This is a genomic window from Seonamhaeicola sp. ML3 (genome assembly GCF_023273855.1).
In the GTDB taxonomy this organism is placed as follows: domain Bacteria; phylum Bacteroidota; class Bacteroidia; order Flavobacteriales; family Flavobacteriaceae; genus Seonamhaeicola.
The window spans coordinates 2,256,905-2,282,216 of sequence record NZ_CP096884.1 but is presented as its reverse complement, the minus strand read 5'-3'; the positions used below and the strand labels follow the sequence as shown (position 1 = coordinate 2,282,216).

The window sequence follows — 25,312 nt, the reverse complement described above, 5'->3', positions numbered from 1 at the left end:
CCTTTATTAGTTTAAAATAAGTGTTTTACTATCTTCTAAATATTTGTAACTTGAGGTTATTACTTGCTCTCCTTTTCTCAAACCTTCTATAACTTCGAAATACTGAGGATTTTGTCTCCCAATTTTTATGGAGCGTTTGGTAGCAAAATTCCCTGAAGCATCAACCACATAAATCCATTGTCCTCCAGTGTCATTAAAAAAACTTCCTTTATCTATAAATGTAGCACTTGTTGGCGTGCCTAATTCCAATCGAATAAAATAACTTTGTCCAGCTCTAATTGTATTGGGTAGTTTGTCCTCAAAAACTAAATCAATTTTAAATTGCCCATCTCTAACTTCTGGATAGATTTTTTTTACCTCAAGCGTATAGGTGTCTCCATCTCGCTCTAAAACTCCAACAATATTTCTTGTTACTCTATCTATATAATGTTCATCTATACTTGCTTGAACCTTAAAACTTGTTAAATCATGTATTTGTCCTATGGGTTGTCCTTGGGCTATACTTTGGCCAACCTCGGCATCTAACATGCCTAGTTGTCCATCAATTGTTGCTTTTACATTAAGGTGTTCTATTCTCTCGTAAACCATAGCCAACGTCTTTTTCATACGAATTAAATCGTTATCTAGCTCTTTTATACCTGTAACACTTAATAAAGAATCTTGTTGGGTTTTAAATTTAAAGACTTCGTAACGTTTAGTTGCTAAATCTCGTTCTTCTTTCGACTGTAAATACGTTTCTCTAGAAATTAATTCATCCTTGTACAACGATGCATTTTGCTCAAAAGTTCTATTAGCCTTAATAACCCTATATTTAGCCTCGATTAAATCTTTTTGACTTAAAACACGCTGTGACTCAAAATTTATTTTGGTTTCTCTAAGGTTGTTCTGTTTAATTGCTAAGTTATTTTCACTTACCAGTATACGTTCATAAAGCTCTCTATTTTCTAGTTTCACAATAATATCGCCTTGTTTTACCATACTTCCTTCTTCAATATATTTACTTACTACCCTACCACTTTCATAAGCATCTAGATATACGGTAGTTATTGGTTTTACTACACTATTAATAGTGATATAATCGCTGAAAGCTCCTTGTTTTACATAACTAATCGTAATATCTTTTGTATGAACTTGAGTTTTAGAAGATGTCACAACAAAAAAATTCTTTCCTATAATTGTTAACAAAACCACAATTAATCCCCAAAAAATTATATGTTTTGGCTTTATTCGTTTTTTTCGTTCTATTTTGGTATCCATATTTATGTTATTCAAAAGGAAAAACTGCAATACCACAGTAAAAATCTAAGGCCTTTTTTTGATATGCCAATTGTAAATTAATTCTTGTTTTTTCAGTTTTGGCCTGTGCTAAATTGTTTTTTACTTGCTCTAATTGGTATATAGTTACCAGTCCTTTGTCAAATTTTTTTTGAGCAAAAGTGAACTCCAAATATTTGGATTTTAAATTAGAATCATTTTCTTCTTGCTCTACTAAAAGTGATGTATGTTTCTGAATTGTTTTTTGAATTTCCTTATAAATCTCCTGCTTCTTTTGTTCTAAAATTTTTTTTTCCTTTTGAATATTTAGCTTTGCAACATTAATATCCGCATGCTTTGACCACCTATTACTTAAAGGAATTCGAAGTGATACCCCAATAGTTTTTGAAGCATTGTTTGATAGTTGGTCTAAGAAAGGGGTTATATCCCCATTCTCGTCAACACTGGTTTCAAAATACCCTGTTCGCAAACCAGCATTTAAAGATAAGGAGGGATAAAGCTCGCTCTTTATTATAGAAAGTTGCTTTTCTGAAGCATCAACATATAATTCGTGACGTTTAATATTGGGCAAAAACAGAAGCGCTTTAGCGTAAATATCGGATACAAATAATTTATTTTCAACATCATAAGAATCCAACTCTAATTTTAACTTTATAGTATCTGTCTCAAGATTCATAATTTGAAGCAAACTTAAAGTAGCCTCTTCTAAGTTGTTTTCTGCCTGTACAATCTCTAATTCGTTGGTCTGTATCTGTGACTCTACCTCGTATAAGTCTGCTTTTGCCAACAGTCCTAATTTAACTTTAGAAGCAATTAGCTGATAATTCTTTTTAGAAATTTTAAGATTATCTTTTGCTATTTCTACTAAAACTTCTCTAAAAACAACCAAATAAAAAGCATCCATAACTTGAAAAGCTAGGCTATACTTTTTTTGTAAAACATTAGCTAAACCAGCATGATACAACAACTTTCTTTGTGACCTTTCATGCCATTTTTTAAAATTATTGAATAAATTTAACGACGCCACAACTCCATAAGTATTTGAAGAGGTAGCTGTATTTAAAATGTTGTTATTGTTAGGGTCTACGTATCTACCAAAACGTCTATTTACATTTGATACTGCACTAAAACTAGGTAAAAAGTCTCTTTTTGATTGTTTATAAATTTCTTTATCTATTTCTGAATTTAAAGTGGTTATTTTTTGTTCTAAATTATGTTTGCAAGCGTAAATAATACATTCCTCTAAAGTCCATAATTTTTGCGCATCACTTAGTTTAAAAAAAGCAATACAGATTATAAAAGTTAGAGAAGCATTTCGCATTGATAAATATTTTGCACTTTCTAGTGCTACTTGCATGCCAAACCATAACCTTCTGTAAAACAATTAATTGAAAGTAAAACCAAATGAATAATGTAAAATTTTTTTAATAAAAGTGTAAAAATGTTTTACACTTTATTTTTATAAAAACTACTTCTTTGTAGCTTTGAAGGAAAGATGCTAATCTGTGAAACTACTAGGAAAAATACTTATAATAGATGATAATAAAGGAATCTTAAGTGCACTTGAGTTACTATTACAAGATGTTTATAAAACAGTAACCACACTTCAAAATCCTAATGGCATTACCTCTGTTAAAGACTTAAAAACGTATGATGTTGTGCTTTTAGACATGAATTTTTCGTCTAGAGTTAACACAGGAAACGAAGGGTTCTTTTGGCTTAGAAAATTAAAAGATATTATTCCAGACACATCTGTAATTATGATGACAGCTTTTGGAGACGTAGAACTAGCTGTTAATACTCTAAAAGAAGGTGCTGTAGATTTCGTTTTAAAACCATGGGATAATGAGAAAATTTTAGCTACAATTCACTCGGCTTTTCAATTAGGAAAATCACAAAAAAAATTACGTCTACTTGAACAAAATGAAAAGCACTTAAAACAACTTATTAATGACACCCAGCATGATATTATTGGCAACTCTCCTGCTTTAAAATCTGTTTTAAACATTACTAAAAAAGTAGCAAAAACAAAGGCATCTGTTTTAATAACAGGAGAAAATGGTACCGGAAAGGAACTTTTTGCAAAAGCAATACACCGTCAATCTCTACAAAATCAAGAAATTTTAATTAATGTAGATGTAAGTGCTTTAACAGAAAGTTTATTTGAAAGCGAACTTTTTGGACATGTTAAAGGTGCTTTTACAGATGCCAAAAACGATAGGATAGGAAAATTTGAAATTGCCCACAAAGGCACTATTTTTTTAGATGAAATCGGCAACTTACCATTACAATTACAAGCTAAACTTCTTAAAGTAATTCAAGAAAAACAAATAGTACGAGTTGGTTCTAATAAAGTTATACCAATTGATGTTCGACTTATTTGTGCAACCAATTGCAACTTATATAAAATGGTAGAAGAAGGAACTTTTAGAGAAGATTTATTATATCGAATTAACACCATACACATTGAAATACCTCCACTTAGAGAACGTGCCAATGATGTGATTGAAATAGCAGATTATTTTCTAAACAAATATGCCCATAAGTATGATAAAAAAGGACTAAAACTACATGCGCCCATAAAGAAAAAACTACTTAAACACCATTGGCCAGGAAACATACGAGAACTACAACATACCATAGAGCGCTGTGTTATTTTGAGCGAGAATAATGAACTAACGGTAAATGATTTTATGCTTAACCATCATAAAACAAAATCCTTCAATACCGTAGATATGACTATTGACGAAATGGAAAAAAATATGATAATAAATGCACTTAAAAAGCATAATGGTAACTTTAGTAGCACAGCTGAACAGCTAGGTATTACACGACAAACGCTATACAATAAAACAAAACGTTTCAAAATATAAACTTTGCCTTTAAATGCTTTCTAAAAACCTATACGTAAAAACATTTATAAGAATACTTTTAATACTAATTACTTGTTTAGCACTAGCTTTGTCCATTTTAAAAAATCAAATTGGAATTGCAATTTTACTTGGTGTGATATTAAGTTTACAGACAATATCAATTATAAATTTTTTTAATACCACCAACCGAAAACTAACATTCTTTTTTAATGCTTTAGAAAATTCTGATACCACTGTGAGTTTTTCTGAAGATACTAATAATACTATTTTAAATCAGTTAAATAATGGTTTAAACAGAGTAAATAACATCATTAAAGAAGAAAGGTACAATACTCAAGTGCAAGAACAATATTATAAGACTTTACTATCATGTACCAATGTGGGTATATTGTCTGTAAATCTTTACGGACATATTTTGTTTGCTAATGAAAGTGTAAAACAACTTCTAAATTGTAATGTACTTACCCATATTAAACAACTAAAAAAAGTTAATATAAGGCTATATAATCTGATTTCGAATTTAAAACCATTTGAACAGCAGTTAATCTCTCTAACCAATGAACGCACAACTGCTGAACTAAAAATAACAGCAAAACTGGTAGAAATTAAAGAAGTCTCAGTTTTATTGGTGAGCATCCAAAATATCTATAATGAATTAGATACAAAACAAGTTGATTCTTGGATGGGTTTAATAAAAGTAATGAGTCACGAGATTATGAACGCCTTAGCACCTATTACATCTATTTCTGAAAGCTTGTCTAAAATGCTTACAACTGAAAAGGATACTACACAAACTAGTGTAATAAAAGCTTCGGATTTAAAAAAATTAAATCAAGGATTATCAGTTATACATGAGCAAAGCAAAAGTTTAAAGGAGTTTGTCACTGGGTATAGAGCCCTTACTAAAATCCCAAAACCCAATAAAACAATTATTAAAGTACCTGAATTGTTTAAAAGAACAATTGTAATTTTTCAAGAAGACCCCAAGTGTAAGAACATCAAATTTCAAACGAATACAACACCTTCAGACCTTGAGATTTTTGCAGACGAGCACCAAATTAAACAAGTGCTTTTAAATTTAACCAAAAATGCTGTTGATGCTTTAGATGAATTTCCTAACGCTATTATTAAGCTAGAAGGCATTAAAAATACTTTAGGGAATATTGAAATACTTGTAAAAGATAATGGTATGGGTATTCTAGAAGAAGATATTCACAAAATTTTCACTCCTTTTTACACCAACAAAGAGAACGGCACAGGTATTGGCCTAAGTCTTTCAAAACACATTATGCAACTCCATCAAGGTTCTTTAATGGTAAAATCTATTCCAAAAAAAGAAACAGTTTTTACTTTAACCCTAAACTCGTTCTAGTCTAGTCGAACGGACTATTTATATAACTATACTTTTACCTATGCAAAACCAAACTTCTCGGAGAGTTTTATAATGAATTCCCTATTCCTACTAAAACAACAGATAGCAAAATAACTATAATCCCAGCAGTAATGGTAAACTTGGTTTTTTTGGCAACACCATGCCATTCTTTACGATAAATACCCCAAAAATTTGCCGTTAAAATAATGGTAGACATGTGTAAAATCCATGAACTGGCGCCATTACCCAATTTGCTTTCACCCATACCATAAAAGAAAAACTGTAAAAACCAGATGATTCCCGCCAAAGCAGAAAATAGTAAGTTTTTAGAAATAGGAGTTTCTTTATTGGTAAAATCTTTATAGGCTTTATTTTTTAAACTCAAATAGCTAGTCCACACAAAATTAGTGGCTAAACCACCCCATAGAATTACCACAAACGTCACATTATTTGCAAACAAATGGTCATAACCTGCAGCTACAGCAGCATCGGCCAATGGTTTTCCAGCTTCTATTCCAAAACTAAAAAAGGAACTTAAAATACCTGAAAGTACCGCAACAATTAATCCTTTAACGAGATTGAATTCTGCGACACTTTTCTTTTTCTCCTCTTCAGATAGTTCGCCTTCTTTTAGCATTCCTGCTTTACCACAGACTGCAATGCCTATTAAACATACCAAAACACCTAAGAGAACAACCTGACCTCCTGTTGAACTTATCATCTCTGTAAACGATGTTTTACCTTCTTCTGGATTAAAATTGTAATAAATAGAAGGTACAATAGCTCCAAATGCAGCACAAAATCCGAGTACAACAGAGTTACCTAAAGACATGCCTAGATATCGAACACCCAAACCATAAGACAAACCACCAACACCCCATAGTAAACCCATTAAAAAGGTAACTCCTAAAATGGTAGACGAACTAGCCGCAATAATATCTAAAAAACCAGGTACTGTTAAACAGGCTGCTATTGGAGGTACAATTAACCAAGACATAACACCCCCAACCATCCAGTAGGTTTCCCAAGACCAACCTTTAACTTTATTATAGGGCATGTAAAAGCTACCTGCTGCTACGCCTCCTAAAGAATGAAATATTACTCCTAATAGTGCTTGCATATCTTTATATTTTAAATTCTAATCTTATTTTTTGAATGGTACTATTTTAAACGAAACGACACTTTTTTATATTCTTGAGACGATGTTCCCACCATAACTTCGTAATCTCCGGCTTCTAGAATCGGTTTCATTTCTACTCCTGTAAAAACTAACATATCTGGAGTAATTGTAAATTGAACTGTTTTTGTTTCTCCAGGTTTTAATTCAATCTTGTTAAAACCTTTCAGTTCCTTATCAGGGCGTAATACAGAACCAAACATATCTTTTACATACATTTGCACCACTTCTTTTGCGTTTACCTTTCCTGTATTCGTAACATCTACACTTACTTGTATTGTTCCATCACGCTCTAAGACATCACTTGATAATTTAGGTTCTGAATACGAGAACTTTGCATAACTTAAACCATACCCAAATGGATATAAAGGACCAGATTCTAAGAACAGATAATCTTTAAAGAAACTGATTTCCTTCATGCTATAGTGATAAGGAATTTGACCAATTGTGCGTGGTACGGTAACAGGTAATTTACCAGAAGGCGAAAACTCCCCAAAGAGCGCTTTAGCGACTAATTCATCCCCGAATTCGGTCATTTCCCAACAATCTAAAACCACGTCAGCATTGTTATTAATGACATTAAACGATAACGTTCTTCTGTGTTTTAACACTACAATAACTGGTTTTCCTAAAGCCTTTACTCGTTGTATAAATTCATCTTGCACTCCCACAGGTTCTATGGTTGCACGATCTCCAATAACCCACTTGAAAAAAGTAGCCTCCTGAGCAGTAAAACGATCTCCTCCTACAAAAAGAATCGATACATCTGCATCTTTAGCTAGTGCTACCATTTTATCTAACGCCTCATCATTTCTTGGTGTAAGTTCTGGTCTCTTTTTATTTCTATTGGTTAATTCGTATCCCTTTTCTGCAACAAAAGTTATTTCATTACCAGCTATATTTTTGAACGTATTGAGGGTTTTTTCTCCTAACAAAGGACCAATTAAAGCTATTTTTTTACTTTCTTTTTTATCTAGCGGCAGTATTTCATTTTCGTTTTTTAATAAGATTAAGGACTCCTCATCCATCTTTTTAGCTAAATCAAGATTAGCTTTTGAACGTACTTCTTTTTTGGTTTCATTTACATCGATATAAGGATTTTCAAATAGCCCCATAATAAATTTTGTACGCAACATATCTCCTGCTGCTCTATTTATGTAAGGCATTAAACTAGGATCTTTCTTTACCATTTCTGGTAAAAGTTCGTAGACATCTTCACTGTACAAATCTAAATCTACACCTGCTTTCAAACCCAATTTCACAGCTTCCTCAATATTTTCGGCAACTTTCATCAAAAAGTTTAAACGACCTACATCGTAAGCATCTGAGACTACATAACCGTTAAAACCCCATTGTTTTCGTAACAAATCTGTTAATAACCAAGGGTTTCCATGACTAGCCACCCCATTAATATCACCATGAGAAGGCATTATTGCTAGTGCATGACCTCTTTGCACAGCAGCTTTAAATGGAGGCAACAGTTCATCTCGTAAAACACGAGGAGAAACCTCTACAGCAGCAAAATTTCGTCCACCAACAACTTGGCTATACCCTGCAAAATGTTTAACTACTGCCCCAATATGAGTAGTATTTGGTTTTGTTTTATTATAATCTCCTTGCACTCCAGTTACAGCAGCTACCAACATTTCTGTGGTTAAAAAAGTATCTTCTCCATACCCTTCACTCATTCTTCCAAAACGAGGATCACGTGCAATATCTCCAACAGGTGAATGGACCATGTGCCAACCACGTAAACGGGATTCGCGACCAATAGTACTCCATACATCGTGCGTTAAATTAACATTCCAAGAAGCCGCTAAATTAAGTGGACGACCAAAACGTGTACATCCTCTGGCATCAACACCATTATAAGCTTCTCCAACAAATAATGTTGGTATTCCAAAGCGGTTGGATGCTATAATCTTTTTTTGAAGTTCGTTATTTAGTCTTGCTGATTCTTCCGGATTTGCTGACTTAAAAGGAAACTTTAAACCACCTAAACCATTTGTAAAGTATAGTTTACCCCAATCGGTGATGACCAACGACCCATCTTTACCCTTTCGCGCAACTCTTGGTGCACCAAACATCAACATCTGTCCAACTTTTTCTTCTACAGTCATTCTACTAAGTAGATCATTTACCCTGTCTTCTATGGGTAAAGAAGCATCTTTATAGGCAAATTCCTGTGCAATAATTATGTAAGGGATTATCATCAATACAATTGATAAAACACGTTTATAGTTGTTATATAAAAAATTCATTTTTGTTGATTAATGTAAGATTATTTTTGGTTAATATATTCAGGATTCAATTCTGTTGGTATTGGCGCATTGGTTTGTTTCCACCAATTTTTCAAGTCGGTTAATAACTCATCTTTTTTGCTTGGGTTTGCAGATGCTACATTGTTTAATTCTCCAATATCTTCAGCTAAATTGTACAATTCTATACCATTATCTTCAAAATAATAGTGCAATTTCCAATTTCCTTTTCTAATAACAGAGCCCGGGCGTGTTCTAAACAAAGGGTCTCTATTTTCATTATCTTTTTTATTGTATGCCTGTAAATAAATAGGGAAATGCCAAAACAATGGTCGCTCAAGCGTTTCTGTTTTTCCTTCTAATACCGAAGATAAATTATGACCATCCAATTCAAGTTGGGTTTCTTCAACTCCTGCATATTTCAAAATTGTTGGGAAGATATCTAGATTGGTAATTGGTACTTCGCTTTTTGTGTTGGATTTAATTTTGCCATTATAAACAAAGAAAAATGGTTCTCTAATTCCACCTTCATAATAACTACCTTTTCCAGCTCGTAACGGTTTTTGTTTGGTAATACCGTACAAACCACCATTATCTGAGGTAAATACAATTAATGTATTATCAAAAAGATGTTTGTCTTTTAATGTTTTGATGAGCAAGCCAATATTTCTATCTAAATTATCGACCATAGTAGCGTAATTGATGTTTTTCTGACCTTTCCAAGGTGTTTTGTCTCGATACTTTGGTAATAAGCTATCCACAGGCATTATTGGGGTATGAACTGCATAAGGTGAATAGTATAAAAAGAATGGAGACGAAATAGTATCCACAAATTTTATAGCGTTTTCCATGACCAAATCGGTTAGATATTCGCTTTTCCCTTTTTGAATTTTTACGTTTTTATAAGGTGGATTATAGCTTGTTGGATGTCCTGCATGGCTTCCACCAATATTTACATCAAACCCATCTTCAAGTGGATTATGAGTCAAGTGCCATTTACCTGCATGACAAGTGGTATAGCCATTGTTTTTTAAAACTTCAGGGATTACAGTAAATTTCGGCGCCAATAATGTTGTGTTTTTTGTTGGAATTAGTTTTCGGTCTTTTGATTGTCCCCTTTCAGAAGAATTAACGGTATAAATACCATGACGCGTCGTCCATAGCCCAGTCATTAAACAAGCTCTACTTGGCGCACAATTTGCGGATGCTGCATAACCATTTGTAAACACAATGCCCTCTTTAGAAAGTGCGTCTATATTTGGTGTTTTGTAATATTCGCTACCCATAAAACCAACATCTCGCCAACCCATATCATCTATATTTATAATTATAATATTTGGTTTAGCTGTTTCTTTTTTTTGGGTTTGACCATTACAATTACTTAGTGTGGTTAACATAAAAGCTGAAATGATAGTTGCTACATGTATTCTCATATTTTTAAATTTTATTTAATTTTCTTTGCCACCCATTTTTTTAACAGCACTTTACCAAACAAACCAGATGCTGGAAGCGGGTCTTCTTTTGTGTAAAACCGATTTGAAGTAAATGCAACACGTTTCTTCTGTGGTCGGTTTTCTATCTTTCCTTCTCGAACCCAATTTGGAATAGAACCAATTGTTGCGCCTTCTGCATTTTCCTCTAGTTCTGTTGGAAAATATTCATCGCCAATCAATCGATTAGACCAAGAGTTTGCAACTTTGATTACAATTTTATTTTCCCCTTTTTGTAAAGCTTTAGCAATATTTACAGCATAAGGTTTTGCCCAAACAGTTCCACAATCAATACCGTTTACCTCAACTGTTGCAATATTAGCTATATGCTCCAACACCAAATCAATACCTCTATTTTTCTTAAGAAATTTTTTAGATACATTAAAGTTTGACTTGTAAGTAATAATTCCTGAGTAATGCTTTACATTAAAATTGGTATGCTTTGATAAATTCATTAAAGTATCTAAAACAATAGATGTCTTTTCAAGCCCTTTACCTTGTTCAAAAGTAACTTGCCAAGGTGAAGTTAATTCCAGTTCATTTTTATAGTCTGGCACAATAACATTTATTTCATCTCCACTTTCTTCTTCAATAGTAAATTTTCCTGATGTGTTTGCATGTAACTCTGGCTTGCTATCGTTTATTTCTATTTTTACTCCGAGCGCTATAGCTTCAGCATTACCAGCATCTAAATGTAACCCTTCTTTTGCCCAACGCATATAGTATTGCATTTCGTTATTTATTTTATAGTGAGCAATAACCAGTTTTCCTTCTCCAGGTATTTTTTCAACTGAAAGGCTGTTGCCATTTTGTTGAGTTTTTAATTCTTCTGTAATGTTTTGATTGTGCTTTGGGTCTGGATTAAATATTTTTCCTCGAACTACTTTTTCAAGTTCTAATTTTGGCTTCGTTGATTCTTGAACAGATCGATTAGAAGTAATCGATTTAAAACGAGTACTTTGAACTGTATTCATATCAAACACTACAAAGAAAGATTGCTTAGGTTCTAATTCTAGTTGAATACTTGTTACACCATCGTTTTGTGTGAACACAAGCAACTCTTGAGTTTCTCCATTTACAGGATTCCAAAGTGAAGGTTTTCCTTTTGCTACTCTAAAACGGAAATTACCACGCACTCGTTTTGGTGTTGAATTTGACACAAAATAAACATCATTATCTGAAATTTTGTGATGAATGAAATTGATTTCTGCATCTGCAGGAATTGCATTTTTTACTTCAAAATCTTTTTTAACAGACAACCTTTTCAGAACCTCTAAAGGCCTTTTTGCTAAATAATAATTTAATAATGTCCCATTTTCACTATCAACTATTAATTTATCATTATACGATTTTACCAAATTATCAGCATCAGGATAGTTTACCAAACTAGGCGATTTTTTATAATTGTAACCAATAGTTTGCACACCTTTCCTAACTATTTTATCAATACTTTTCATAAACTCTGGTGTTACAAATTGAGTATCTGGAAACACCACTAATTTGTATGCTGTTCCTCCTGGCAACACGACTTTTTCATTTTTTACAACAGCATTTTTTATAAAGAACGACGGACTTATAATATCGTAATCATAGCCAGCTTTTTTAAGTTCTGGATACGTTTTTATATCTGGATTAGGTAAGTGTTCATGTGTTACAAATAGCACATCTGCCACAAAATCTCCTGTTCGTAATAAATATTGACATCTTGACAAGTATTGCATGTACGCAGGTGCCATTGGCCACCAGGTTTGCTTTCTGCTTATCATAGCTCCCCAACGCCCCATACTCATTCCTGGTGCAATATTATCTGGATAAGGTTGATGTGCATAAGAATGAAATGCCATACTGTTAACACCTGAACAAAATGCTTTATCGCCTATTTGTTTATATTGCCAGGGGTGGTCTCGCCAACCACCATTGAAATAATTTGTCGTAAAGGTTTCACTTCTATGTTCTTTAACACCTTTGGCATGTGCAATGGATGCTACACTTTTAATACGCTCGAAATTGTGACCACCTTTCCAGAACTCACTAACTACAACATCAGTTTCTTCACCGTAATCAAAAGAATGAAAGCCTCCTGTTCGATAAGGTTCTACCATAAACTTTTTATCATATTTATTTGATAAATTACGCATGGTTTTAGCATACACATCTACAATAAGTTCACCGAAAGTTAAGCGACAATCCCAAAGAAAACGTCTTGATATTTCTGGAGATTCTACTACGAAACCTGCTAAAACAGGAAGGTATTTTTGCATACTATACCCTCTTCGCTTTTTAAATGCTTCTGGTAACACCTCGCTCCAGTTTTGATAACCAATTTCCCAGCTATCCATAAAAATATCTTTAATAACAGTAGAACCACTAGCTTTCTCTAATGCTATCGCATTGCCAGAAACTCCATCGTAAAAAGCTTTAGTAATGGCTTTAGCATCAAATTTATCGGGTTCTAATCCTGAGCCAAAAACTCTACGCGCCGTTCGATTTTTTGTGCCTGTGCTTGTAAAGCCTATTCTTAAAACTGTCCATTCACCTTTTGGTGCATTCCAAACCAATTGATCATTATTGAAGTGATTGGTCAAGTCAATAATATCTTTTGTATTAATAGCAGATAATTTTTTGGAAGAATCGCTGATGAGTTTTGCCCAATCTTCTCCTTTTCCTGCTCCTGAAATTTCTTGTTCTGATAATGTTTTTAAATGATGCCCTTTAATAGCATAGACTGCAATATCTTTATAAAACGATTTATAGTGCTTTGGTTTTTCTAATATAATATCTACAGCTGTACCCCCTTGAATTTCTTTTAAAAAATGAACTGTAGTTTTCATAGAGTTTTCAACATCAACCCAAGTACCACCTGAACCAGACCATCCAGGAGAATTGTGCAACCCAATATCTAAATGTAAACGTTCTGCCTCTTTTAGTGTGTGCTTAAAAAGCGTGTTCCACTCCTCACTAAACAACAAGTTTTTACCAGCATCTGAAATATGACCTCCCAAGTCAAATAGAATAGCACCTCGCAATCCTGCTGTTTTCATTGCTTCAAGATCTTTGGTAATACCACTTTTGGTAACTTCACCACTTAACCAGTACCACAAACACAGTGGCTTATATTGGTCTGCTGGATTCTTAAATGTTTCTTTTAATTGTGGTAGATTTTGCGATTGTACACCAATCAATAAAAACAAAAATAGGAAAGCAAAAAAACACCTCTTATGCATCATTTTAATTCGTTTTTGAAGGATTAAATTCTCCATTATTGTTTGACCGACTAAACATAAATTAGAAGAAAAATTTAGAATTAATCATAAGTATAGTGTCAATTATTAAAATTTCAGATATCTTTTTATTTCCTTTTTAAAGTCTTCTTAATTAAAGGAAACTCTGGATGCACTGTTCTAGAATTGTTGATAAGATTAAGTAACTCCTTGGCTTTTTCAGGATGCTGTTCTGCGATATTATTTTGCTCGCTTATATCCTCATTTAAGTTGTAAAGCTCAACAGGTTTTTTATCAAACTTTACTGCTTTCCATTTGTTTTGTCTTACGGCTTGTATTGGTCCTTGTCTTTCATTGAACTCCCAATACAAATAATCGTGTTTTTGCTGCTGATTTTCATTTCCTAAAAGTGTAGGCGCATAAGAAACACCATCAATTTTATCAGAAGGTTTTATACCTGCCAATTCGCATGCAGTTGGTAAAAAATCCCAAAAGGCAGATATATGATTGGTTGTTGATCCTGGTTTAATTGTATTTGGCCAATAGGCTACAAAAGGCGTGTGAATTCCACCTTCGTATAAATCGCGTTTATGCCCTTGAAAATGGCCATTACTGTTGAAAAATTCATTTTTTAAATCATCGTATTCGTGTCCATTATCACTAGTAAATACAATTAAAGTGTTATCGGCTACACCTAAATGTTCCAATTGCCTCACAAGGTTTCCAATATCTCTATCCATAGTAGAAACCATCGCTGCATAAGTAATGTGTCCATCTTCGTCATGACGATAATGCCCTGGTTTCATCTTTCTTTTTGGCCAGCCTAAATTCTTATATTGCTCTTTTTCTTTTTCAAGAATGGTTAATTCAAAATGCGGAATCGTATAAGACAAATACAAAAAGAAAGGTTCTTTATGGTTTTTATCAATAAATTCTGTTGCTTTTTCTGTTATTAAATAATGAATATGTTGCCCTTCTTTAGTTTGAGGATTATTACCATCTAAAGTAATTCTCTTCTCGTTTTCAAAAATACTTTTCGGGTAATAATGATGTGCAGGAGAGTGCTGATTGAATCCGTAGAAATAATCAAATCCTTGTTTGTTGGGTACACCTTCTTTTAAGTTTTCTGCTAAACCCCATTTGCCAACAATTCCTGTAGTATAACCTGCTCGTTTTAATTCTTCTGCAACAGTAACATCTTCTGCATTAATATCTACCGGAGTACCACTTGCTGTCCATCGTGGGTTACCTCTTACTGTACTGTGTCCTGTATGCTTTCCTGTCATTAGCACTGCACGCGAAGGCCCACAAACTGAAGACCCTGTGTAATGATTGTTAAAAATCATTCCGTTTGCAGCTAGCTTATCAATATTAGGAGTTTTGATTTTATCTTGTCCATTAAACCCCACATCGCCATAACCTAAATCGTCTGCCAAAATAAAAATGATGTTCGGTTTTGTGGCTACTTCTTGCGATTGTTGTTGTTTCTGATTTTCGTCTTTTTGTTTTGTTTTACAACTTACTAATCCTGTTAAAAAGAAGATTAGTATAACTAATTGTGATAATTTCAATAGTTTCATTACCGTGATTTACTTTTAATGTATTATTTAAGTATTTGGACACATATACACGTGAAATAATTTTTCTATCTCCTGTTTATTTCACGCAATGTACTCAAATATTTTATATGAGTTTTTCCCATAAATTAATTTCTAAAACTCCATTTTTAGTTGATATGTTTTAGCTTCTGGATTTACCATATACTTTTGCAATGGACTTGGACCACAACTTCCATTACCTACTGGACCATGCTCAAAATCGATGTATAAGATATTATGTTTATTCTCTTTTAATTGATATGAAAAACGAGCTTTTGCTAAAGTTTTAGCATCGTATTTTTGTAACGAAAAATGAAATGGTTTAGCCCCTTTAATTTTAATAAGGTTTTCTTTCCCAACATAAACCCATCTTACTTCTGATCGATTTCCATTGGCTTGTGGTTTGATATAATTGGTAAACATATCATCAATCGTCATCGAATAAATTCCCATTTTCATCGCTGTTTTTCTATCGTTATACGAACTTCCTGGTCCTTTTCCATACCAATTTACCTCATTGTAAGATTTTGGCAGTTTTGCTGTATATCCTATTCTTGGTAATGATGGTGGCACATCATCTCCAAAATAATCTAAAGAAACATCTAGAAGCATTTCTCCGTTGTTTGTTATTAAAAAAACTTCCTTTGTATTTATACCACTACTGGTTTCTGGTGCAGTAAATGTTTTGTTTATGGTTACACGTACGTTTCCTTCAATATTTTCTGAAGTGAAACTGTTAACTTCATATTGCAATTGATCTGGGCGAAATGTTTTCCATGCTTTTCGAAAGGATCTATCATTATCAATAGTTGCTCTATAAAATGATAATTGCATACCACCTTCAATGATAGTTTTACCGTCTTTATTTAGCTTCGCTAAATTACCTAACGTTTTATCAAATGTAAATTGATGATTCGCACCTATAAGAACAACCTCGTTTTTATCTTCTTTAATTGTGATGGATTTTGTGTTTTTTAGATTGAATTTTTCAGGTGTTTTCGGAGAGATAATCCATTCTTCATAAGCAACTTCATGTCCCGATTTTGCCCAATTTGTTTCTGTTTTAAGGCTTGCGCTAATTTGTAAAACGTATTCGTTTTCATCTGTTAGTATAGGAGTCCATTTTGGCAATTCGATTTGATTTTCTGATAATCCTTCTATATTTACATTGAATGGTTCGCGCTTTACTTCTTTTCCGTCTTTTAACAATATCCATTCAAAGTTGAATTGTTCTGTATTGTTTACTTGATACTTATTTTTAATCTGAATTGTACCAGAATCAAAATCAACTAATTTGAAAGCAATGTTTTGATAGGCTTTTTTTACTTCTTCAGTTTTACTACTTGTGGTTAAATCTGGAAATACCAAACCATTGATACAAAAACTACCTGAGTTGGGTGTGTCACCAAAACTACCACCAAAGGCCCAATAATAATTTGCTCCTGGTTGTTTTGCCTGTTCGTGAGCGTTTTCTACATTTTCAATTTTATTTCCAAATAATCCATTTGTGCTTTTTGTCAATCCTTGGTCTACCCAATCCCAGATACATCCTCCAATAAGATTTGGATATTTTTCAAAAACATCTACATATTCTTGTAAATTACCAGTACTGTTCCCCATAGAATGTGCAAATTCATTCAATAAATAGGGTTTATCTGTTCCGTTTTTCCCTAAATATTCCATATCATCTACAGATTGATAGCGTCCAAATGTATTTGGCTTTCCAAATTTTATGATACCACCTCCGTAAGTATCGTAGGATACGCCTCCGTCAATAATGTGATAATGAGTTGGGCGACTTTTATCCAATTCTTTTGCTTTGCGCTGCATAGCTTCTATATTAACACCATTTCCAGCTTCGTTACCAAATGACCATAATATAATTGAGGGATGATTTTTGTCACGCTGCATCATCGCTTCCAAACGCTCAACATGGGCTTTTTCCCAACTTGCATCTTTGGCTAGTGAGGCTTCTTCATACTTCATCCCTTGAGATTCTACATTAGCTTCATCAATTACTAACATTCCATATTCGTCACATAATTTATATAAAAATGGATCTGCTGGATAATGCGCCGTTCTTATTGTATTAATGTTGTATTGTTTTAAGAGCTTTATTTGCTGTTCCATACGCTCCTTGGCTATGTATTTACCGTGAATAGGATCGTGTTCTACAATATTTACTCCTTTAATAATGAAAGGTTTACCATTAAGTAATAGTTCGTTTTTCTCAGAAAGTGCAACAGTTCTAAAACCTATTTTAGCTTCCACTTCATCTACCAAAGATTTTCCTTTAATCAATTGAATTGTCAAAGTGTAAAGGTTAGGAACTTCGTTAGACCAAGGCTTAATATCAGGAATTTTATATGACAAATTGAACTTAGCATTTGCAGTTAAATTAGCACTTGTAAGTGATTTACCTTTTTCATCGTTTATAGAAATTTTAAGCGAATATTTTTTAAGTTTCTTATTTAGCTTGTTACTTAAATCTATTTGTAAATCTAATTTACCGTTATTATCTTCTAGGGTAGCTTTGGCAAAGTAATCTTTAATATGCACTGCTTCTTTTTCAACTAAAAAAACATCTCTAAAAATACCACTCATTCTCCAACCATCTTGATCTTCTAAATAACTTCCATCGCTCCAACGAAAGACTTGCATGCGGAGGGTATTTCTTCCTTTTTTAATATATTTTGAAATATTAAATGTTGCTGGAGACCAAGAATCTTGACTATAGCCAACCTTTTGGTCATTTATCCATAAGTAAAATGCGGAAGCTACACTCCCAAAATTTATGTAAACTTGCTTTTCTTTTATTTCTGAAATATCAAATTCAGTTTGGTAAATCCCTACTGGATTACTATTAACTCCCGAAATAAATGGCGGATTTTTATCAAAAGGATAGATTTGATTCGTATAAATTGGTGTTCCAAAACCTTGCATTTCCCAAGTACCAGGGACTTTAATTGTTTCCCATACTTTTGGTTCTGTATCGTTAGGAACTTCACTAACATCTTTATAATAGGCAAAATTCCAATTACCATTTAGCGATGTTACATCCTCAGAACTATCACCATAAAATAAAGTAGCTGTGGGTAGCTCTTTATTTATCTGAGTAACATGTTGATTTTCCCAATCGTTGTTTTGGGCTTTTACATTGTTCGTTAAAAAAATAATAACAAATAGCAATCCAATTATATTCTTTACATTTTTCATTTATTGTCGTTTTGAAAATCAAAAATTTCTTTAATGGTTGCCATATCTATTTCTTCGTTGGGATTAAAATCTCTAGATGATATATAGTCTAGTAGGTTATTTCTTAGTAGTTTCGTAGCAGGTCGATTATCTAAATCTGTTTCAATATCAATAGAACAAATTAGTAGTTTACCTTCTCCAACTTTAGCTTCTACTAATAAAGCAAGTTTTCTGTTAATCTTCCAACTATCAATAGGTTGTAATGGAGATTTATAGGTTTTTGGCCAAGGATTTTTAGAATTATAAGAATCTAAAACCATAGGATGTGCATGTGTCAAAACATCCCACCATTGCCAATTTATATGTGTTTCTGTTGGGAAATTTTTAAAAACAGGGTGTGTTGTATCAAATAACACTCCCGTAGCTGAAGATTGTCCATCATTTTTACCAAAGCTTGTCCAATAATGATTGGTAAAACAAATAGGTAATTGGTCTTTTAAATTGTGTTGCTTAGGTAATAACAGTACTGTTTTTCCATACTTTAAATGTTCCTCTACATTTTCATCCAAAACTTGGGCTACTACAATATTTTCAGGTATTTCCAGAGACTTAACCTTTGGAAAAAACCATAAATCGTAAGTATTAAAAAACTGTTTATCTTCTGATTTCAGTTCTAACACCAAATGACTAGCTTCAAATAATTCAAGATTAGTACCTGAGATTTTACCCAATTTTTGCCCACTACCTTGAGTTATCATTTTTTGAGGTAGTTCCCAAGCTTTTAATACCTCCCCCACATCATTCTTTAATTCAGCAATAACTTTTAAGTTCAAGTTTTCCTTACCAAAATGACTCACTAAAATATCAGCTTTAAAATCTTTTATTGAAGTAAATATTCGCTGAGGCATAGCCGCCAATAATACTGTTGGGGCATTCCATTGTCTAACCTCTTTTGGATTCACATATGACTTCGCATCATAAAATGCATCAGTAAATCCTACAGGTGCAGTATGTTGCCCAGTAAAATCGGCTAAACCCAACCAATGGAAGCCAGCTAAACCAGGTGTTCTATATGCTGCTTCAAATTCTTCTCTTGTTAACGCTACTTGCCATTTCCCAGAAGCTTCTACAAAGTCTGAAAGCTGATTATACAAACCTCGTTTTTTCATTTGATCTCTGGCTATTTCTAAATACGTAGGTTTTAAATAACCTGTGTATTTTGGCAGCTCACTTTCAATATCTGGAAAAGCACAAATTTGAGCGGTTTCATGCTGAATGATTGGACGTTTTTCTCTTTTTACAGCTTCTTGCCAATTAATTACTGTTTGGGGAGCTCTATTAATAAAGGCTGAATTTTTAGGCTTTGGAGGCCATCCTGCTTGATAACGGGCTGGTACTGATGGTTCTTTTCCAGATTTTCTTAGCACTTCAAAATCGGCTCCTATATTAGCAAATCCTTTTTTCTCGTAGTTCGCATTTGCCTTTATGGTGTATAAATGACGACTGTCCCAGGCTTTCCAAGATGCTAAAAGTGTCTTAAAAATTTCAGCATCTCCACCTTTCTCATTTCCCAATCCCATTTGAATAAACGATGCATGATTACCATAGGTTTCTAATATTTTTTTAGATTCTTCTAAGAAAAAATCAAGTTGAGCTTGTGAGTTTACAGATGCCCACTCCATAACTTCTGGAGCAAGATAAATTCCGATTTCATCGGCTGCTATAAATGCTGCTTTTGGAGGACACCAAGAATGAAAACGTGCCATATTTAAACCAAAATCTTTGTAGGTTTTCCAAACCTTTTTCCACGAAGCAACATCCATTGGTGCATATCCTGTCTTGGGCATAACAGCGCAGTCTGCATTTCCTCTTAAAAAAGTTTTTAGCCCATTCATTGTAAACTGCGAGCCACTAACCTTGAATTCTTTCATTCCAAAGTTTAACCCATATGTATCCTTATACGTTTTTTTATTCTGTTTTACTTTTAGGTTAAGCATGAGATGATATAAATTGGGCGTAAACTCATCCCAAATCTGCATGCCTTCCCCTAGTGGATAAGTTAAATTGACAATTGTGCTAGCATTTCGCTTTATTTTTCCTGAGAAAATTTTTGATTCTGGGTTGTGCTTATTTCCATTATAACCTTTTGCATCTATTTCAAGTTTCCAATAGGCTTTTTCAAATGCTTGTAATCCCTTTATCTCAACTTCAACATTAACTATTTTTTCACTAATATTAGGAAATGTACGCACGCTTTTAATAAAAATTGGTGCTTGCTGCCTTAATTCCATTTTACCCACAATTCCATTCCAGGTTCCTGCAGTTTGATCGGAAGTAGCGTGCGCTCTGGTTCCTAAATTTACTTTACTAGAATTGTCTACTCGTAATGCTATAGTGTGTTTACCAGATTTCAAGTTGCTCAACAAATACTCATGAGGTGTTCCTAAACTTCGATTTGACCCTATAAATTCTCCATCTACCCAAAGCTTGGTTTCCCAATGGCAACGTTCTAAATAGAACTTTAAATTCTTATTATTCCAATCTTGAGGAATGCTAACCTCTTTTATAAACCAAGCAGCACCTATATAATAGCGATCGGGTACTAAGAAAGCCTGCGTTTTAAAATTTTCGGGGGTATTATATTCTTTAACCCATGGTCTTGATTTAAACCATCCTCCTAAGGTGTTGCCATCCCACCAAATTGTTTGCGGTCCAGGAACTTCTCCATAACCTTGCTCCTGAATGCATCCTGGTAAATCCAATTTATTAGCAAATGATGCGTTTTTAAACCACTCTTCTTCTAAGCCTTTATTTTCAGGGTCTAGTTTTACTTGCCATTGTCCGTCAAGATTAATTGTTTCTTGCGCAAATGTTAGTGTAGATAGTAATATTATTACAACTTTTAAAAATTTCATTTTTTTAGTCTTATTTTATTATTTGTATTCAGGTGTCAATATAGTGTTATTAGGTGTTGGCATGAATTTACGGTCTTTGGACTCTCCTCTTTCGGAAGAATTTACCATTTAAATATAGTGCCGCGGAATCCAAAGTTCAGTTATTAAATAAGCTCTACTGCGTGCACAATTTTCGGATGCTGCATAACCATTAGTAAATACCATACCTTTGGCGGAAAGTGCTTTTATATTTGGCATTTCGTAATATTCACTTCCCAAAAACCAACATCTTTCCACCTCATATCATCAATGTTTTATATTAAGATATTTGGCTTACTCTTAGTTTTAGGTTGATTATAACAGGAACTATAAAATACTATTAGCATCGTACCAATAATTACTATTAATGTCATTCTCACGGTTATATTTGATACTTAATGTTATGACAATAAAATCTATAAAATAGGTGACAAAAATTAATAATGAATTAGAAAAACTTATTGATGTAACAGGCGCTATAACTTGAATGTTCCCTGCAAAACCAAGGTCTTGAGCCCTCCATTAATCAGTTAAAATAAAAACTACATTTGCTACTTTTTTACTTCTGTTTTTCTTTCTTGATAGGACCTTACAAGATATTAATTGTAATGCACACAATACTATGATAAAATGTTTCATCTTTTGATTGATTCTTACTTAAAAGTTTCAATTACAACAGGCCCCATCAAACCTGATTTTTGCAATGGAGATTCAGGTGTGATTTTATCGATAACTATCCAAGTGTACTTTTCGTCTTCTGCACGAGATTTATCTCTAATCAATTGATTACGCCATAAGTTTACGACTTCTATTTCTAGTTTGTTTTCCCCTTTTTTGATAGCTTCTGAAATATTTAATCGGTAAGGTGCCATCCATACACCTCCAATAGCTTTTCCATTTAATTTCACTTTCGCCATCACTGATACGTTTCCTAAATTGATATACATTTCTTGATTCTCAGGAAGTTCTTCAATTGTAAAGGTTTTGGTATATTTTGCTGTACCTGAATAGAATTTTATCTGTTCATTATCTGAAGTTGACCAATCTTGTAGTTTGTTAAACAAAAGGGTTTCTTTTGGTCCTATCTCTTTATTTTGAAAATCGACATTAAAGTCTTTATCTAATGTTACTAGCGGTTTGTATTCTGGGAAATTAGATGCTTTATCGGTTTTGGCTTCCTTATTAAAAACAACAAACCAACTTTGCGCTCCTTCAAATTGTAGTGGTACTTTAATTCCAGTTGGAGTTATTTCATACTCTGGCAAGTCTCTAATTTCTCCGGTTAGGGCATTCCATAATTGTGGTTTTAAACCTTTATCGGTTCTAAAAACAGGTGCTATGTCTAGTTTGTCATCACTTTGGTTTGATATGAAATAAACATCCATACCTGGCATGTTTCTGTGTATCCAAAGTATGGGCGTATCTGCTGGAACATCAAGGTCTTTAGCTAAATTTAGTTCTGAAAAAACTTCAGCTAGCTCATAACCATCCCAAATTTTTCCTTTTCCATAGGTTGCTTTCATTTTGCCATCGACATAATTGGCATTCCACATTTTACTTGCCAAATCGTTTACTATTTCATCAGATGTAGGATAATTTGTTAAACTTGGTGATTTTTCTGGTTTTTGTCCTAAAATTGTTCCTCCTTGCGCAACTAATTGTTCCAACTTGGTCAATAGTTCTGGACGCATGGTTTTAAAAGGTGGTAATACCATTACTTTATAACTCATACCATCTGGCAATACAAAACGACCATCTTTAACAGAAAGTCTGTCTATAATGACTTCTGCATTTATATAATCGTAGGAATACCCTTTTGGAATTTCTGGTAATCTACCTCCAGTCATAATAGGAGCATCTTCCCCAATAAAATAACAAACATCAGCTACGTATTTACCTTGTTGCAATAAGTGTTGACAACGACGTAAATAATCAAAATAGCTATCTGCTTGACTAAACCAAGTGTTGTGACGATTGAATTCTGTACCAAACCAAGCATTCATTCCTGGTTTTCTATTATCATCTGGTTGTTGAATGTACAAATGCAGTACAAAATGATTGATACCTTCGGTTAATGCCCAATCGCCTCGTTTTTTAAGCATTTCAGGATGCCTTAAATAGGCTCTTCTAGATGAGGTAAATGCTTCAGCAGAAGTAATTGGTTTACCATACGTATGTGCTGTAGAAGAGGAAGCTTTACATTCGATATTACCCAATGTTCCTTCATTCCAAAACTCGCCAGCAACTAAATCCGACTGGCCACCATACATCATAAATTCACTAGGAAAACCCCAATGTCCATAATTCTCTAGCCAAGTTTTTAAATTGTGTTTGTTACTTGCTTTTTTAAGACCTCCTACATATTCGTAAGCCACATCATCGGCAATAGAACGACGTAAATCCCAAAGAAAACGTTCGGATAGTTCCACACTTCCTACAATTCTACCAGACAACACTGGTAAAAATGGAATAGGGTCGTATCCGTATTTTTCTTTGAACTTTACTTCATAACCATCTGTCCAGTTTTGAGAACCTTGTTCGTAACTATCTGCTACAACATATTTAAAAGCTGATTTGCTTTCTTCTGGAATACGCTTTAAAAATTCACCTACAAAATTATCAAAATGATATTGTGCCAAACCGCTATTCATTTTATCAATTTCATAACCAACACCTTGAGGTGCAGCCGGTGCATTTTTTGTACCTGTTGGGGTCATTCCCATTCTCATAATCGTCCAATTCCCCTCTGGTGCATCCCAATTTAGAACGCCATTTTCATCCAATTTATCACTCAAATCGATAACCCCATCTGGGTTAATCGTAAAACTCTTGTCTTTTAGTTCTTCTTGTCTTCCAAAAATGTAGGTATCCCAATCAGGTTTTGGTGTGGAATGCATTTTACCCAATTGTTTCTCTATGTATTTATCCAGTACAGGAGCTTCAGAGATGTTGATTTCAGCAAAACCATATCCACCTCTTTTATCTCTAAAATTAGTGCATTTTAGAATGAATTTATCGGCTTTCGTTTCTGGTAAAACCGTTGCGAAATCGCCTGTTTCGATTGACGCTACATTTGGTGTAATGCGAAAACGGTCAAACTGAAATTCTTTTACTAATTTCTCTTTACCATCAATCACAGCAAATAAACTCATATTACATTTAAACGCTCTACTTGGAATAATAGTTATAGAACGTGCTGTAATCGGTTCAGCAAGGTCAAAACTAATTTCTAAAGGTTTTCCTTTCTTTAGTTTAAAGCTGGTATCTGCTTCCTTATTGCCATCAGACAAAACACTTATATCAACATCGCTCCAGTTAGCAGTAATTTTTGTAGGAATAAATTGTGTGCTTCTTTTTTCAACATCTGAAGATTTGAACGCAAAAGTGTGGGTGTCTTGAAACTTTTCTTTTGGCTTTTTTAATGATAATGTTAATGCTTTACCTCCTGAAACCATAGTTTCACTAAAAGTTAAATAACGCATCGCCTTGGTATAATCTACCCATGGCCCACCACTTTGACTCCAACCAGGACAATTGAAAATACCAATATCTACCCCAATACGCTTGCCTTCTACAACAGCATGCACCATGTGACTCCACCAATCTTCGCTCAACATCGGGACTTTTCCATCTTTATGTGCAGGATTGATATTGCCTATTAAGGCACCACCAATTCCAGCTTTTTTCATGGCCAGTAAATCTTTGGTAATACCATCTTTTGAGATATCATCATTTATCCAATACCAATAACACCAAATGGTATTTTCTTCGGAAGGCGTAACGAAATCCGATTTGATGACTTCGAATTTCTGTTCTGAAATTTGTTGACTCTTTGATTCATTACATGAACATAGTAGAACAAATACTAGAAGCAACAATAATTTTGGTTGATAAGTTGACATTTTTTTCATGAGTAAAGT

13 protein-coding genes are annotated in these 25,312 nt (G+C 33.5%); 2 read left to right on the top strand and 11 right to left on the bottom strand.

Translation table 11 applies throughout. The features are described 5' to 3' along the window. Positions 1-6: 6 nt before the first annotated feature. The gene (locus M0214_RS10090) at positions 7-1,257 is read right to left on the bottom strand and encodes an efflux RND transporter periplasmic adaptor subunit (RefSeq protein ID WP_248722443.1); all 1,251 of its coding nucleotides are present in this window, start codon (positions 1,255-1,257) and stop codon (positions 7-9) included. Positions 1,258-1,264: 7 nt separating this feature from the next. Beyond that, complete coding sequence (locus M0214_RS10085; protein WP_248722442.1) at positions 1,265-2,596, bottom strand: TolC family protein; 1,332 nt, start codon at positions 2,594-2,596, stop codon at positions 1,265-1,267. Between the two features lie 184 nt (positions 2,597-2,780). On the opposite strand from M0214_RS10085, the gene M0214_RS10080 reads away from it, so the two are divergent. Together M0214_RS10080 and M0214_RS10075 are read left to right on the top strand one after the other, a co-directional pair. Further along, the gene (locus tag M0214_RS10080; RefSeq protein WP_248722441.1) at positions 2,781-4,148 is read left to right on the top strand and encodes a sigma-54 dependent transcriptional regulator; all 1,368 of its coding nucleotides are present in this window, start codon (positions 2,781-2,783) and stop codon (positions 4,146-4,148) included. 13 nt (positions 4,149-4,161) lie between these two features. Beyond that, positions 4,162-5,520, top strand: a complete 1,359-nt coding sequence (locus M0214_RS10075; RefSeq protein WP_248722440.1) for a PAS domain-containing sensor histidine kinase — start codon at positions 4,162-4,164, stop codon at positions 5,518-5,520. Between the two features lie 67 nt (positions 5,521-5,587). Here M0214_RS10075 and rhaT read toward each other — a convergent pair whose 3' ends face one another. The 9 genes from rhaT to M0214_RS10035 all read right to left on the bottom strand — a co-directional run bounded on the left by rhaT (position 5,588) and on the right by M0214_RS10035 (position 25,303). Then, on the bottom strand, positions 5,588-6,640 hold the full coding sequence (rhaT, locus tag M0214_RS10070; RefSeq protein WP_248722439.1) for an L-rhamnose/proton symporter RhaT: 1,053 nt from the start codon (positions 6,638-6,640) through the stop codon (positions 5,588-5,590). 41 nt (positions 6,641-6,681) lie between these two features. Then, entirely contained in the window at positions 6,682-8,958 is a 2,277-nt protein-coding gene (locus tag M0214_RS10065) for a glycoside hydrolase family 3 N-terminal domain-containing protein (RefSeq protein WP_248722438.1), read from the bottom strand. 20 nt (positions 8,959-8,978) lie between these two features. Then, positions 8,979-10,388: a sulfatase gene (locus M0214_RS10060; RefSeq protein ID WP_248722437.1), complete on the bottom strand. Its 1,410-nt coding sequence runs from the start codon at positions 10,386-10,388 to the stop codon at positions 8,979-8,981. A gap of 11 nt (positions 10,389-10,399) precedes the next feature. Further along, on the bottom strand, positions 10,400-13,672 hold the full coding sequence (locus M0214_RS10055) for a glycosyl hydrolase (RefSeq protein WP_248722436.1): 3,273 nt from the start codon (positions 13,670-13,672) through the stop codon (positions 10,400-10,402). Between the two features lie 122 nt (positions 13,673-13,794). After that, entirely contained in the window at positions 13,795-15,246 is a 1,452-nt protein-coding gene (locus M0214_RS10050) for an arylsulfatase (protein ID WP_248722435.1), read from the bottom strand. Between the two features lie 132 nt (positions 15,247-15,378). Next, positions 15,379-18,480 (bottom strand): glycoside hydrolase family 2 TIM barrel-domain containing protein, encoded by a 3,102-nt coding sequence (locus M0214_RS10045; protein WP_248722434.1) that lies wholly within the window; start codon positions 18,478-18,480, stop codon positions 15,379-15,381. Next, the gene (locus M0214_RS10040; RefSeq protein ID WP_248722433.1) at positions 18,477-21,374 is read right to left on the bottom strand and encodes a sugar-binding domain-containing protein; all 2,898 of its coding nucleotides are present in this window, start codon (positions 21,372-21,374) and stop codon (positions 18,477-18,479) included. The genes M0214_RS10045 and M0214_RS10040 overlap by 4 nt, the downstream gene beginning before the upstream one ends. 108 nt (positions 21,375-21,482) lie before the next feature. Further along, the gene (locus M0214_RS15340) at positions 21,483-21,578 is read right to left on the bottom strand and encodes a hypothetical protein (protein WP_371873558.1); all 96 of its coding nucleotides are present in this window, start codon (positions 21,576-21,578) and stop codon (positions 21,483-21,485) included. Positions 21,579-22,045: 467 nt separating this feature from the next. Then, complete coding sequence (locus M0214_RS10035; RefSeq protein WP_248722432.1) at positions 22,046-25,303, bottom strand: glycosyl hydrolase; 3,258 nt, start codon at positions 25,301-25,303, stop codon at positions 22,046-22,048. Between the last annotated feature and the right edge of the window lie 9 nt (positions 25,304-25,312).